Annotated in this window: 14 protein-coding genes; 8 read left to right on the plus strand and 6 right to left on the minus strand. The window is 41.2% G+C overall.

Features of this window, described 5'->3' with window-relative positions:
- Positions 1–15: 15 nt before the first annotated feature.
- Positions 16–1,614: an Hsp70 family protein gene (locus tag V7K98_RS18020; protein WP_335024181.1), complete on the minus strand. Its 1,599-nt coding sequence runs from the start codon at positions 1,612–1,614 to the stop codon at positions 16–18.
- Positions 1,615–1,953: 339 nt separating this feature from the next.
- Positions 1,954–2,310: a Rieske (2Fe-2S) protein gene (locus V7K98_RS18025; protein WP_163928064.1), complete on the minus strand. Its 357-nt coding sequence runs from the start codon at positions 2,308–2,310 to the stop codon at positions 1,954–1,956.
- Positions 2,311–2,598: 288 nt separating this feature from the next.
- Here V7K98_RS18025 and V7K98_RS18030 point away from each other — a divergent pair, with 288 nt between their 5' ends.
- From V7K98_RS18030 to V7K98_RS18050, 5 genes are all read left to right on the plus strand, one after another.
- Complete coding sequence (locus V7K98_RS18030) at positions 2,599–4,452, plus strand: vWA domain-containing protein (protein WP_335024183.1); 1,854 nt, start codon at positions 2,599–2,601, stop codon at positions 4,450–4,452.
- 396 nt (positions 4,453–4,848) lie between these two features.
- A complete protein-coding gene (locus V7K98_RS18035) occupies positions 4,849–5,928 on the plus strand; it encodes a M4 family metallopeptidase (RefSeq protein ID WP_335024185.1) in 1,080 nt (359 codons plus the stop codon).
- A 164-nt stretch (positions 5,929–6,092) separates the two neighbouring features.
- Positions 6,093–6,392, plus strand: a complete 300-nt coding sequence (locus V7K98_RS18040; RefSeq protein WP_335024187.1) for a protealysin inhibitor emfourin — start codon at positions 6,093–6,095, stop codon at positions 6,390–6,392.
- Between the two features lie 445 nt (positions 6,393–6,837).
- Positions 6,838–7,647 carry an alpha/beta fold hydrolase gene (locus tag V7K98_RS18045; protein ID WP_335024189.1) on the plus strand — a complete coding sequence of 270 codons (810 nt, stop codon included), beginning with the start codon at positions 6,838–6,840 and terminating at the stop codon, positions 7,645–7,647.
- Positions 7,648–7,746: 99 nt separating this feature from the next.
- The gene (locus tag V7K98_RS18050; protein ID WP_335024191.1) at positions 7,747–8,520 is read left to right on the plus strand and encodes a DUF4437 domain-containing protein; all 774 of its coding nucleotides are present in this window, start codon (positions 7,747–7,749) and stop codon (positions 8,518–8,520) included.
- A 68-nt stretch (positions 8,521–8,588) separates the two neighbouring features.
- Here V7K98_RS18050 and V7K98_RS18055 read toward each other — a convergent pair whose 3' ends face one another.
- Positions 8,589–10,064, minus strand: coding sequence for an amidohydrolase family protein (locus tag V7K98_RS18055; protein WP_335024193.1), 1,476 nt, complete (start codon positions 10,062–10,064; stop codon positions 8,589–8,591).
- Positions 10,065–10,181: 117 nt separating this feature from the next.
- Here V7K98_RS18055 and V7K98_RS18060 point away from each other — a divergent pair, with 117 nt between their 5' ends.
- From V7K98_RS18060 to V7K98_RS18070, 3 genes are read left to right on the plus strand one after another with little or no spacing between them, the layout of a single operon-like run.
- A complete protein-coding gene (locus V7K98_RS18060) occupies positions 10,182–10,979 on the plus strand; it encodes an aspartyl/asparaginyl beta-hydroxylase domain-containing protein (protein WP_335024395.1) in 798 nt (265 codons plus the stop codon).
- Positions 10,980–10,981: 2 nt separating this feature from the next.
- Positions 10,982–11,989 (plus strand): zinc-binding dehydrogenase, encoded by a 1,008-nt coding sequence (locus V7K98_RS18065; protein WP_335024195.1) that lies wholly within the window; start codon positions 10,982–10,984, stop codon positions 11,987–11,989.
- A gap of 38 nt (positions 11,990–12,027) precedes the next feature.
- Positions 12,028–12,426, plus strand: coding sequence for a nuclear transport factor 2 family protein (locus V7K98_RS18070; RefSeq protein ID WP_335024197.1), 399 nt, complete (start codon positions 12,028–12,030; stop codon positions 12,424–12,426).
- Positions 12,427–12,455: 29 nt separating this feature from the next.
- Here the strand turns inward: V7K98_RS18070 and V7K98_RS18075 are convergent, their stop codons facing one another.
- Genes V7K98_RS18075 through psaK form a run of 3 tightly spaced genes read right to left on the minus strand, consistent with a single transcriptional unit; the run spans position 12,456 to position 13,397 of the window.
- On the minus strand, positions 12,456–12,932 hold the full coding sequence (locus V7K98_RS18075) for a hypothetical protein (RefSeq protein WP_335024199.1): 477 nt from the start codon (positions 12,930–12,932) through the stop codon (positions 12,456–12,458).
- A gap of 37 nt (positions 12,933–12,969) precedes the next feature.
- Complete coding sequence (locus V7K98_RS18080) at positions 12,970–13,110, minus strand: hypothetical protein (protein ID WP_335024201.1); 141 nt, start codon at positions 13,108–13,110, stop codon at positions 12,970–12,972.
- A 26-nt stretch (positions 13,111–13,136) separates the two neighbouring features.
- Positions 13,137–13,397 (minus strand): photosystem I reaction center subunit PsaK, encoded by a 261-nt coding sequence (psaK, locus tag V7K98_RS18085; protein WP_335024203.1) that lies wholly within the window; start codon positions 13,395–13,397, stop codon positions 13,137–13,139.
- Between the last annotated feature and the right edge of the window lie 441 nt (positions 13,398–13,838).

Here is a 13,838-nt window from a genome sequence, read left to right on the forward strand (position 1 = left end):
TAATGTGCATTGTATCTAACTCAATTGTGCCACAAGTTGATTTTCCAAAAGCGTGTCATTGGTTAACAAGTCTTCAACGGTGATTCGCAAAAAGCGTTGCTCATCAACCTGAAAAAGAATTTTGATGCGATCGCTTCCAGGATATCCGGCTGGTGTGAGTTGGGCAATTGTCCTCGCGCCTTCTTGATCGTTTAGAGGTTTAACGCTGGTTTCGTTACCATCTAGACGACGGGTAATTAAGCGATCGCCATCAAAATAAACTTCAGTACTACCCGTATCTGCTCCCAATTCTCCCATAATCAATTCAATGCTGGGCTGATTTTCTAAAGAAGCACCTAAGACTAATTCCACTGGCTGACTCATTGGGTATGCTTGTCCCGCTTTAATCAGAGAATGCCATTTGTGACGCTGATTGCGGCGATCCCAGTAGCGGATACCATAACTATGATATAGAAAGTCTTTGATTTGCACACCTTGAGCTAGCTGTAATGCACCTTGAGCGATCGCTTCAAAGGGACGTTCGCAACGGATTTTTTCTGGCTCAAAATACTGTTTTATCCATGTCTGCACTGCTGGCAATTGCACTGTTCCACCAACTAACAAAACTGCATTAATATCAGGAAGTTCAATTCCTTGGCGTTTTGCTTGCTGCAATAGTGTTGTCATTGACTCATCCAATAACTCAAAAAATGCATGTTCTTTGAGGATATTTTCAAAAGTATCGCGGTTTAATTCCAATTCATAGCTTTCATAAGTTTCATCATCAAAATAAACTTCACTAGCTTGATTTTGGGTTGATAGCTGAATTTTCAACCGTTCAGCCAAGCGTGTTGTCAAGGAACTTATCGCCAACTCTTGAGTTTTTGCAAAGTAATCTACTAACCAATTATCAATGTCAGTACCGCCCAAATTTTGCCCTGCTTTCGCCAGGACACGAGCAGTTTTGACTTTTTGTTTTGAATCTTCAGCCAAAGACTTATTACCCCACTTAAGGAGAAATCCCAAGGGCTTTGTGGTTGCTTGCACGCTTTGATCCAACCGCACAAGGGACAAATCTAAAGTGCCACCACCGAAGTCAATCACCAAGAGATTTTCTTGATCTGCCAAGCCATAACCCAAGGCGGCGGCTGTGGGTTCATCCAGCATCCGCACCTGTTCCACGGGGAGGGCTTGACAAACTTTCCCTAACCAGTGACGGTAAGCTTCAAAACTGTCTACGGGCACAGTTAACACGAGAGAATCTAACCCACCTTGCAGGGGTGCTAGTTCTTCAATCACCTGGGTGAGGAACCATTGCCCTACTTGCTCAAAGGTGACAATTTTGCCATCGAGTTCGGGTAAGAAACCTTGGATATCTGCACCAATACCCCGCTTGAAGCTGCGGAAAAATCGCGTTTCGCCCTTGAGATCAAGACCGCGATCGCGTACTTGTTGCCCTACTAAGACTTTATTTTGGCTTGCGTCTTCAACATAAACCAAGCTGGGAATCAGTGGCGGATTGAGACTTTGTTTAATTGATAAACCTGGTAGACTCAGGGTTTCTGGCTGCTGGGTTACAGGGTTCCAACGAGCAATGACTGTGTTGCTAGTACCAAAATCGATTGCGATCGCCATATTTTATATTTATTATCTCGCACGAACAAGCCAAAGCTGCTTTATTTATAAAATTCTTGAGATTTCATTGGGGCATTGAGAAGGCTATGGAAGCGGAGGTTGTTTTTTGCCAATCCTCCGTTTCGGATATTTTTATTCTCGCTCAAAAATGAATTGGCAAAATGCTGCAAAAAGCTTAGGTAACATTTTGTAGCCTACTGGCAACCAAATCAACAGAGGCTGCTACATAAGTGGATCAAATTAAATATCAAACCTCACCCTGCCTCCGGCTTCCCTCTCCTTACTAAGGAGAGGGATTGAGGGTGAGGTTTGATCTTATATTTAATTACGCCTACCTACTTATTCCTCTTGCACATCAACCCAGATACTCCCTTCTTCCACACGAAGAGGAAACACTGGCAACGCCTTTGGTTGTGAAACCAAAGAGAGTACTTTACCTACCCCAGGTGGCCAAGAACACCAGTCTTGTACCTCACCAGTTCGCAGATCAAAAGCACTGTGATGGAAGCTACAAACGATCGCCCCATCTTTGATTTTGCCACTTTTCAGAGGTAATTTTAAGTGGGGACACGTATTATCTACAGCATAAAGCTGATTTTCGTGATTCAAAAGTAGAATTTTCCGGTTGCCAACTTTCACCACTTCTCGCGTACCTGGGGAAAGTGCTTCAACTGCAAGAACTTTAGTCCAACTCATTAGGTTCTCCTCTCCTAATTGATCTGCTTTCAGTTTCTCGCAATTGTGACCAGTGCGATCGCCTTTCAATACTGGGGAAAAATCAGTAGATCGCAAATTTTTCCCGAAAGGGTGATGTCTATGACGGGCTTTGCCAACACTAGTGGAATATTAAAGCTATAAAATATTACATTAAATTCTATTTTGACACTGAATAAAATTAATTTTGGGTAAACTAAACAAAGTACTTCCTATCCCAGCATCATAAGGCTTGTAGCCTATAACAACCAATTTTGAGAAATATAAAAAATGATGAAGACAAGTTACGAATTTGACCAGGCTATTCTTCCCGCAGGATCTTCATTAAAGACCAATATTCTGCTACGTTTTCGTGCTGACATAGCTGAATCTCCTCGACGCAACCTTAACCTTTCTCTTGTAATTGACCGTTCCGGTTCAATGGCAGGCGCTCCCTTACATCATGCACTCAAAGCTGCTGAGTCTGTGGTAGATCAACTTGAGCCTGATGACATTCTCTCAGTAGTTGTTTACGACGATGAAGTGGACAGCGTTGTACCACCCCAAGCTGTGACTAACAAAGCCACACTAAAAAATTCAATCCGCAAAGTCAGAGCAGGCGGTATTACCAACTTATCGGGGGGATGGCTCAAAGGCTGCGAACATGTCAAAGCAGGACTAGATCCGCAAAAAATCAATCGTGTTCTTTTGCTTACCGATGGTCACGCCAATATGGGCATTCAAGACCCCAAGGTACTAACGGCGACATCAGCGCAAAAAGCAGAAGAAGGCATCACCACAACTACATTAGGTTTTGCTCAGGGTTTCAATGAAGACTTACTGATTGGGATGGCAAGGGCAGCTAGAGGCAACTTCTACTTTATTCAAAGCATCGATGAAGCAACTGAAGTGTTTAGTATCGAGCTAGACAGTCTCAGAGCAGTAGTAGGACAAAACCTCAAGGTGACACTTGAGTTGGCTGATGGTGTCAGCCTTGTTGATACCTTAAGTCTAGCCAAAGTTACCCAGAATGATGCTGGTCAAACTGCGATCGCCTTGGGAGAGCTTTACGAGGGTGAAGACAAACTTCTCGGCTTAAGTTTAGTGATATCAAGCGCTCAACTTGGCGAGTTACCTGTGATGAAACTGCATTACAGCGCCGATGTTGTCCAAAATGACCTTATTCAAAGCGTCTCAGGCACAGCAGATATTATCGCTAAAGTTGGCACTGTTGAGGAAGCTGCTTTTGCCTCTACGAGCCATATCATTCTTGAACTGAGCCGCCTCACCATTGCTAAAGCCAAAGAAACTGCCCTCGATTTAGCTGAACATGGCAAACACCAACAAGCCGAAGAAATCCTCCGTACCGTTGTCAAAGATTTGCGGGATAAAGGGTTAAACGAGAATTTTGAAATTGCTGAAGAGATCGAGCAACTTGAGTATTTCGCAGGTCGAATCGCTCAAAAAGCTCTGGGTAATGCCGGCCGCAAAGAATTGCGAGATCAATCTTACCAAACGATGAACCGCAATCGCAGCGATCTGGTGGGGCGCGGTGTCACTGCTGGCGATGAAGTGTACGCAATGCCGGTTGTGAATGAAGTTGGTTCAGGGGTTGAACTGTATTGCGTTCGGGAAGGGGGTAAACTGCGGGTCAAAGTCATATCCGAGGGTTACGATTCTAGTAAGAATATCCAGTTTCCCCGGAGTATTCGGGCTGAGGGAGCAAGGTACGTTGTTGAAGGTCTGGAACTTTCAAGCGATCGCACTTTCTACCGCGTACATGGCAATATCACTCGTTTTGCTCAACCCGGTGAAGCAGATATCTTCGTTACTCCTAGACAATCAAATATTGCTAATACAGGCAAAGCCTCTAAAGGCCCTGCCAGTGCCGCCGACCTACCCATAACTGACACTGTAAAGGACGGAATTCTTGTTCAGTGCGTCAAAGATGGCAGCAAGTTACGTGCTAGGGTAGTTTCTGACGGATATGAACCCGATTGGAACATGCGTTTTCCGCGATCGGTTCGTGAAGAAGGAATCCTTTATGTGGTTGATGAAGTGAAAACAGCACCTGATGGCAAGTCTTATATTGCCTGTGGTGAAATTAAGCGATTTCTCCAACCCACTATTACTGTATCGCCGTAAAATTCTAACCAACAGCACTAAATCAGTTAATAATGATTCACTTTTGGTAACTTTATTTGACAAACCATCAATAGGTAGGCGTAATTAAATATAAGAGCAAACCTCACCCTCAATCCCTCTCCTTAGTAAGGCTGTGTATACACAAGTCGAATTACCCCCCTTAATCCCCCCTTGTAAAGGGGGGAAACCGGAAAATCCAGTTCCCTCCCCTTTATAAGGGGAGGGTTAGGGTGGGGTAAAACCTTGGTTAGTCAGGTATTTTCAGACTTGTATATACACCGTAGCCTTACTAAGGAGAGGGAAGCCGGAGGCAGGGTGAGGTTTTATATTTAATTTGACCCATTTACTTAAAGCCACTGTTTACCATAACTTAGTTTCAAAAGGAGAATATCTTGGATGGCTCGAAATAAAAAGAAATCAGCCGGGTTCAAGTATGAGGATGCACTTGATTCTAGATGCCCTATTTGTTGTATTGTCCCGCCCCATATACTGAAAAATGTCGTGGTGAATGGCAATCCCCAGCAGCGTACTTGGGCTTTTCATACATTAAATATTTCAGCACAATTTCTAGGACGGAGAAACGTCGTAGGTAATGTCTCATTTGCACCTTCTCCGGGTGAGAAGCGCCGTACCATCTACGATGCAAAATATGGCCAGCAACTTCCTGGTACATTAGTGCGCGGTGAAGGCGATCCTCCCAGTAGTGATGTCGCAGTGAATGAAGCCTACGATGCTGCCGGTGCTACTTATGACTTATTTCATGAGATATTCGATCGCAATTCCGTTGACGACAAAGGACTACGTTTAGACTCCACCGTGCATTATGGCGTTAAATATGACAATGCCTTTTGGAACGGCGACCAAATGGTTTATGGTGATGGCGATGGAGAACTGTTTCAACGCTTCACGACATCAATTGATGTGATTGGGCATGAACTAACTCATGGTATAACCCAGTATGAAGCGGGTTTACAGTACTATGGCGAACCAGGGGCATTGAATGAATCCTTTTCTGATGTTTTCGGTTCTTTGGTGAAACAGAAGATCAAAAATCACACTGCACAACAGGCTGATTGGCTGATTGGGCAAGGTCTTTTGGCACCGACTGTCAAAGGTACTGCCCTGCGATCCATGAAAGCACCGGGAACAGCTTATAACGATCCTGTATTGGGTAAAGATCCTCAACCAGCCCATGTAAAAGATAAATATACAGGTACTGATGATAACGGTGGGGTGCATATCAACTCAGGAATTCCTAACTATGCGTTTTATTTAGCGGCTGTTGCGATTGGTGGCTATGCTTGGGAAAAAGCAGGCAAAATATGGTACATAACCTTACGCGATCGCTTAAATGCTAAAGCAGATTTTAAAAAAGCTGCAAACGTCACCATTCAAGTTGCTGGCGAACTCTACGGTAATGGTAGTGATGAGCAAAAAGCTGTGCAGAATGCTTGGCAAAAGGTAGGAGTTATTTAGAGACGCGATTCATCGCGTCTACAGGAGTCATACCTTCCACTGCCTCACTCAAGACTCAGGACTGATAAATCTGTTGTTTGTTCTTGCTAAACTGGCAGATGTATAGATATCATCTGCCAGTTTAAGTATTTATTCAGACTAAATAACACAACGGAGAGCAAAAAATGCGGATATCCTTTGAACGCACAGGCGGCTTTGCTGGAATCAGCAAGAAGACAACCGTTGATACAGACACTCTCCCACCGCATGAAGCTGCCACACTTCCCCGACTGGTTGAGGTTGCAGATTTATTTAGGCTACCTGAACTAATTACCTCGCCAAATCAAGAGAGCGATCGCTTTCAGTATAAGTTAACAGTAGAAGATAACGGTAAGCAGCATACAGTGACTGTCAGTGAGTCAGCATTGCCAGGAACCTTAAGACCCCTAATTGAATGGTTACAAACCGCAGCACAAAAAAGATAAAAAGTAAAAATTACTCATAAATTTTTGTTACTCTAATCAAAAATAAAAAACATCAAATACCAATATGTATTAGAGGTAGAACAACGTTATGGCGTTTCCCTACCTAGTGAGTATACACCAATGGGCAAGCTACTGCCCATTGGTGTCATTTAAGGTAAAAGCTCTCTACCCCCCTACACACAAATTGAATTACCCCCCTTAATCCCCCCTTGGAAAGAGTAGAAATAGCAAATCCGGTTCCCTCCCCTTTATAAGGGGAGGGTTAGGGTGGGGTAAAAGGTATGTGGAATAAGCGTTTGAGCTTAAGTTTACACCAATGGGCACTGCCTATCGTGCCCCCACACCCCGCGACATAACGTTGTACCGCATCTAAACGAGAACCGCCATATACCCTAATAAACAATTTACAACCAATTAAGAACCGCTAAATTTTATCAGCATGATTATGAACAAACCAATCAAGCGAGCATTTTTAGATACTGAAGATGGGCAGATTCTTTACCGTATTGGTGGTGAAGGAAAACCTCTGCTTTTACTTCATCAAAACTTCCGAAGTGGTGACGAATTCCGCGAGTTGATACCAATATTTGCTCAAAAAAGACTAGTCATTGCTATGGACTTTTTGGGATTAGGAGATTCTGATAAACCATCCAAAATGTATTCAATTGAAGATTATGCAAAAACTGTTATTTTGCTGATAGACGAATTAGGAATACAAACCGCAAGTATTCTTGGGAACCATACAGGTGCTTGTGTAGCAGCAGAAGTTGCAGCAGCTTATTCTGAGAGAGTCGAAAAAATTATATTATGCAACATAGATAACTTTAACGAAGAGGGAAAAGCAGCTTTATTCAATAAATTTGAAAATCTCAAGATACAAGCAGATGGTTCTCATCTTATGAAAAGATGGTCAGCCAGGGCAAGCTATATAGGTTCTGCTGAGTTAAATCATCGTTGGGTTTTGGACGATTTAAAAGGTTTTGGCTATCCTTGGTATGCACCTTTAGCTGTTATCGACTACTGCCAAAGAATGGAAGCAAGATTTAGTTTAATTAAATCTCCAACTCTAATATTGTCTGGAACAGAAGACGTAAAACAATTAGAAAGGCTAGGTTTTGCTAATGCAGATAATAGAGAGTTTATTTTAACAGCAATTCCTCATGCAAAGATGATTGATATTGAAGGCGGAACAATATGTATGATGAACCAAATACCTGAAGAAATATCAAAGGTGGTAATTGCTTTTCTAGAATAAGCTAGTTTTTAAAACCAAGAGAATTTATAATCTTTTAATATTGCTCAAAATAGGGCAATACAACTGAGTAAATAACTATATACAGCCTCTAAAAGTTTTATGCCCAGAAAACACATTGAGTTTATTCAATCAGCAGATGTCCCCCAGAAATCTTGGGTTATTGATGGTCTTTTGGAAGGTGCTAAAACACAGATTCTGAGTTTCGATACCGAAAACGGTTCTTCTACAGAAATTGTTGAGTGGACGCAACACTGGAAAAGCGATTCTGGTTATTTCAATTGTGATATAGAAATTTTTGTTCTTAGTGGACAAATGCAAATTGGACAACTGCATCTTGGACAATACACTTACGGCTTTATTCCTGAAGGTGTCTGCATGGAAGCTTGGAGTACTCAAGAAAATACTACAGCCCTATGGATGCCAAGCGCTGAACCCATTTTTATAAAATCACTAACTGATGCACCAGGGGCAAAAAGACAAGATTATATACCTTCTTTAAATTCCTATCTAATTCCTTGGTCTCAAACTCTCACTCCAGGTTTTCCTCCAGGAGCAATGAGAAAAACCCTGCGTGCCGATAGTAACATTAAAAGAAGCACTTGGCTGATCGGATTATTACCACAGTTTGCTGAAACTTTTGGAGAGTATCATCCTATGACGGAAGAGGGATTTGTCCTCCAGGGAAGTATGAAAACACAGGTAGGTCTCTTGACTCCAGGTTGTTATTTTTCGCGTCCACCACTTATTACACACGCCCCAGCATACACCGAAACTGGATTCTTTGCTCTTATTCGTGGTGGCTATCCTCATCTTTCGTACCATGCCTGGGAACCACCATTACAAACGTACTATCCTTCGGGTTGGAATAAATAGATGCCAAAATATGAAGTAATTTTGTCTCTACTTTAAACCTGCAAATACTTTCATCTAGAGGGAGTTCTTCAAGACTGGGAGCGTTTCAAATACCTCCCAGTAGGTGAACCTAGAACTTGCCCATTGTTGTAAATCAAATTACCACGCAAAAAAGTACTCTTCACCCGCCCAGTTAACTCCACTCCTTCAAAAGGCGTATAACCTTGTTGTGACTCTGATTCAGCAGCACTTACCACAAAGCTTTCATTTGGATTTACCAGCACCAAATCAGCATCATAGCCAACAGCAATATCACCTTTTTCTAACAACCCAAAGCGCCGCGATGGGTTCCAAGATAGCAACTTAGCCATCTGATTGTAAGACATTCCCCGCTTGCTACCTTCACTAAATACACCAGAAAGTAAATATTCTGTACCACCAAAACCAGACTTTGCTAACCAAATATTATTCGGGTCTTTATTACTTCTTTTTTGTTCAGCAGAACAGCAAGCATGGTCGCTAACTATCCAATCTACTTGATTATTGAGTACAGCTTGCCATAAGTACTCTACATCAGCGCGGGGACGGATAGGGGGGTTGACTTTTGCCCAAATCCCATTAGGAGTATCAACATCTAATAACAAATGTCCGACAGTAACTTCTCGCCGAAAATTGATGTGAGGAAAAGCAGTTTGCATAGTCAAAGCTGCTTCCATTGCTTTCCGCGAACTCAGATGTAACAAATTGATATTTACACAGTTAGTTTCATTTGCCAAATAAGAAGCAATGCAAATTGCTAAACCTTCAGAATGAGGAGGACGCGCTGCACTGTAAGCGTGAAGTCCGCTAAGACTAGAATCATTTTCAACTATTTTGGTATAGGCGTTGAGAATTTCTGCAACTTCACAGTGCAAACTTAAGCTGATAATATCTCGCGCTTCTGGATGTTTTTCCATCAAGCGGGTTAGACCACGCATAATAAATTCAAAATGGGCGAAGTCGTATCTTTCCTCTTTGTTAATCATCAAAAAGAGATTTTGCTGGTCTGATAAACCATGCAACCCATAGCCGCCATAAAACATGAAGATTTTAAACGAAGATATACCGTATTCCTCAAACAATAAAGGTATTTCGTCAATATGCTGGCTAGCTATAGGTGCGATGTGATAGCCGTAATCTACAAAAAAATTACCTGCGGATAACGCCAACACCTCTGGAAAAAAATCGCGGTAGGAGCCGCCTTTGTTAAGATAATATTGCCCTGTGCGGATGTAATTTAGGCTGGTAGTCACGCCTACCATTGCGGCTGCTTTAGTTTCAGTCACAGCATCTTTGTCGAGGGGTTGATAGATACCGACGTGCATGTGGGCATCCACGACTCCAGGGAAGCCTAGTAGGTTTTTGCCATCAAATACCTGTTTGCCTGTGTCTGCGCTAATATTAGAGGCAATCTGAGCAAATTTTCCATCCTTAATGCCTAAATCAAGTAGTTCGATTGCATCCTGATGGGGACGAACTACCCGCACATTTTTGATAATTTGATCTAATACGGGAGTTTCAGACACAGTAGACCTCACACTAAAATAAGTTTAGTTAGGAATTCCAAAATTGAATCGGGACAAAGAGCAAATTTCATTATTATATAACGGTTTTTTATGAAATCATCTTCAGGAGAAAAGACAATGGAAACCTTTAATGAATATCATATAGATCCGAATAAATTTACTTTTCTCAAAACTTTTACGGATAACTGGCAAGTAATTAGAGAGGAATTTAAACGCTTTATTAACCAGGCATCTGATGAGGAGTTAAAATTTACTTACGATATTCTTGGCCCTAAAAGTAAAACGATTAAAACTAAGGGTAAATCAAAATACAGCGCTTTTGGGATATTGTTTCAAGGTCTTTTTATTGAAGAATATATTCAAGCGTATCAAATACAATATCCTGATTATGGGTCAGATGAGGCATCAAAAAACGCACTTGAATTAAGAGAGAAATATTTCCCTAATTTAGCTAATGTCATAAAAAATGTGAATTTTAGCGATGATGATATCATCAGAAACGTCTATTATGGTACATTCCATCCTGGTTTAGATATTAAACTGCATGTGAACTATAACCTTCATACGAATCGTGGTTATCTGGGATTAATCGTGCCAGAGGGAGATGTGGCTATGAAAATATGCCACGAACAACTTTATTGGCATGAAGGAAAATTCCTAGTTTTAGATCATAGTTATCCACACTGCCCGCATAATTATACCAATTATGATAGGACTGTTTTGGTTGTAGACTTTTTTAAACCGGATAAGCCTAGAGATGAAGTAATCCGATTTGAGAAAGAGCAAGTCACAGAAAGGATGCAAGATAATCCTTATAGCTTAGGTGTTTTTGGTAAAAGCGATAAAGCTAAAGAAGAAGATTTTATTAAGTATGGTTTAGCTCATCAGTTAGAGTGGGATAAAGCTTTGATTTAGAAATGAATGTAACAACCTACAAAAAGTTAATCGCAAAGCAACTTAATCAAGATTTTAAATCTGCCGTTGAAGTTGTCGAAATTCCTATTTCCAAACCTGCTGCTAATCAAGTTTTAATTCAAAACAAATTTGCTGGTGTTAACGGTGGATTTGATACCTTACTTTGCCGTGGTGATGTTCCATATCTTAATTTAATACCTCCCTTTGATTTGGGTGTCGAAGCTGTAGGGGAAGTTATCGCTATGGGTGAAAATGTCAAAGATTTTCAAATTGGTGATGCTGTCATAACTACAGCACGTGGTGGTGGTTATCGAGAATATCAGGTTATCGATGCAAACTTAGCGGTGAAAGTGCGGGAAGCCACGCCAGAGTTACTAACACTAATGCCGACAGGTGTATCAGCGTTGGTGGCATTGGAACAAGCGGGGGAGATGAAAAGTAATGAAGTGGTTTTAGTGACAGCAGCAGCAGGGGGAACCGGTCATATTGCGGTGCAATTGGCAAAATTAGCTGGGAATCATGTCATTGGTACTTGCAGTTCTGAGGCGAAAGCAAGCTTACTGAAAGAATTAGGCTGCGATCGCATTATCAACTATCGTACAGAAAATCTCAATCAAGTCCTCAAGCAAGAATACCCCAATGGGATTAACTTAATTTTTGACTGTGTAGGTAAAACTGTATTTGATACCTGCGTTGAAAACTTGGCAGTGCGGGGACGCTTAGTTGTAGTTGGTTTTATCTCCGAATACGCAAATAATATAGAACAAGTTACACAACCACGCCTTTATCACCAGCTATTTTGGAAAGCTGCTTCTGTGAAAGGCTTTCTCATGCCTCATTATAAAGAATATATGGCAGAGGCACGCGATCGCCTTTTAAATCTGTTCTACACAGACAAACTCAAAGTTGCCGTTGACTCAACCCACTTTAACGGCATAGAATCAATACCCGACGCTGTAGAATATCTCCTCAGTGGTCAGAATTGTGGCAAAGTAGTTGTGAGATTTTAAGTAAGACGGTATTAGTTTATATCCAGTCAGGGGTGAGAATGACACAAGATTCAGAAAATACTTTAAAAGTTGCTCGACAGGCATTTGAGAATCTTACGCATGGGATGGGAACCGGAGAGTGGGAACCATTGTTAGATATGCTCACAGAAGATTTTACCCTTTGGTTCCCAATGGGTAAATTCCACGGTTTGAATGTCGGAAAAGAACGAGCTAGAGAATTTTTCGAGTATGTTTTTCAAGCCTTCAGTCCTGGTTTAAACCTGACTGCTCTAGACCGTGTTACCAGCAACGAAACAACGGCTGTCTTTGAGTTTCGGGATGAAGGGCTTTTGTTCGGACAGCCTTACAAAAATCGGGTAGCAGTTTCTTTTGATGTGCGTGGAGACAAAATTTGTGGCTATAGAGAATACTTTGGCAGTGATGGAAAATCATATTAAATAACTTGTAATTACGAATTACGAATTATTCAGTTTCTCTCAGGGTTGAGTTGGTTGATTTCTTTGCATTTAGCTTCTGCCGCTTGATATGCTGCCAAATAATCTTGACCACCTAACATTACATCACCATAATATTCATAAGGTGGATCGCCATAAATTGGCAATGGTTCATCTTCTGGATAATCTTCTTTTGACTCTTCAATAATGGCTTTCAGTTTTTTAACTGTTAGCCTTTGTGCTGCAAAATACCAGAGTTCTTGGGGATTTTTGTTCAAATGCGGTAATGTGGGATCGATAATGCGTACTTCAGAGGTATCATCTATCTCAATCCAACTGTGTTCAATTGGTCTGTATGGCTTTCCCAAAAAAGTTAAAAATCCTTGAACATATCTTGCCCCTTCAGTAGACAATGCTGCTTTGTAAGCATTATCAAACGGAGTACTAGCTCTGCTGTTTATACGTTCAGCAGTTGTGATTGACAGCGTTTCATCCAGTAGTTTGTTCATTAATCGCAAGGATTAGAGCAGCCATGAGAATATATTATCACTCATTGGGAATTGGGAATTGGGAATTGGGAATTGGGAATTGGGAATTGGGAATTGGGAATTGGGAATTGGGTAGAAATGACAAAAAAAGAGCCAGAGAGTTAGTTCTCTGACTCAAGGTTGGAGACAAAAGAATCATCAAATAAACCTAACTTAGGTAATAACCTAAATTCTTCCCAGGTTATGCAGCCCTAAAACAGCGCCCACTCCTAAGATGTGGCCAAAGGCGGTGGTTGCTAAAAGGGCTGGTAAACCAAAACCACCAAAGAGATTAGCTGAAGGTAGTCCTGGTTCTGCGTTGGGATATTTGATGGTCGATTTGCCAAAGGCAATGGCAATGATATTAGCAATGATGATAATCAGTCCGACTGTCGGACTCCATTGCAAGGGTGTAGTTGCAGTAGCGAGTAAGGTTGAAGTAAACACCTGATTTGCTCCTGAAATTTATTAATGATTAAAAATATAATCTGAAACTTTACGAAGCAAATTCAACAAATTACCCGATTTTGCATCAATATTTAACAGTTATTCTTACTACTTAATACAACTTGAGTTCATCGGAGTGAGTTCAATACGGTTCGATTGAGGTTTTTTGATGAAAATTCTAGATCGCAAAGACGCGATAAATCGCCGTCTCTACGAAAGTTTTACTCCCAAATCCTATACTTTCGCCTGTTAAGTAGTCGGACACAATTAAATTCATTGGTGGAGATAGGGAACAGGTTAAAGGTTACAGGTTACAGGAAAAAACTTGTGTAATTAATTCTGTCTGATTACTTAAGAGTTCCCTTTTGAAAAACTCCAGTTTTCAACTTGGACGAGGTTTAATTAATTAGATTTTCATAAAAAAGTAAGAAAGTATAACTT

Source organism: Nostoc sp., from assembly GCF_036917435.1.
In the GTDB taxonomy this organism is placed as follows: domain Bacteria; phylum Cyanobacteriota; class Cyanobacteriia; order Cyanobacteriales; family Nostocaceae; genus Nostoc.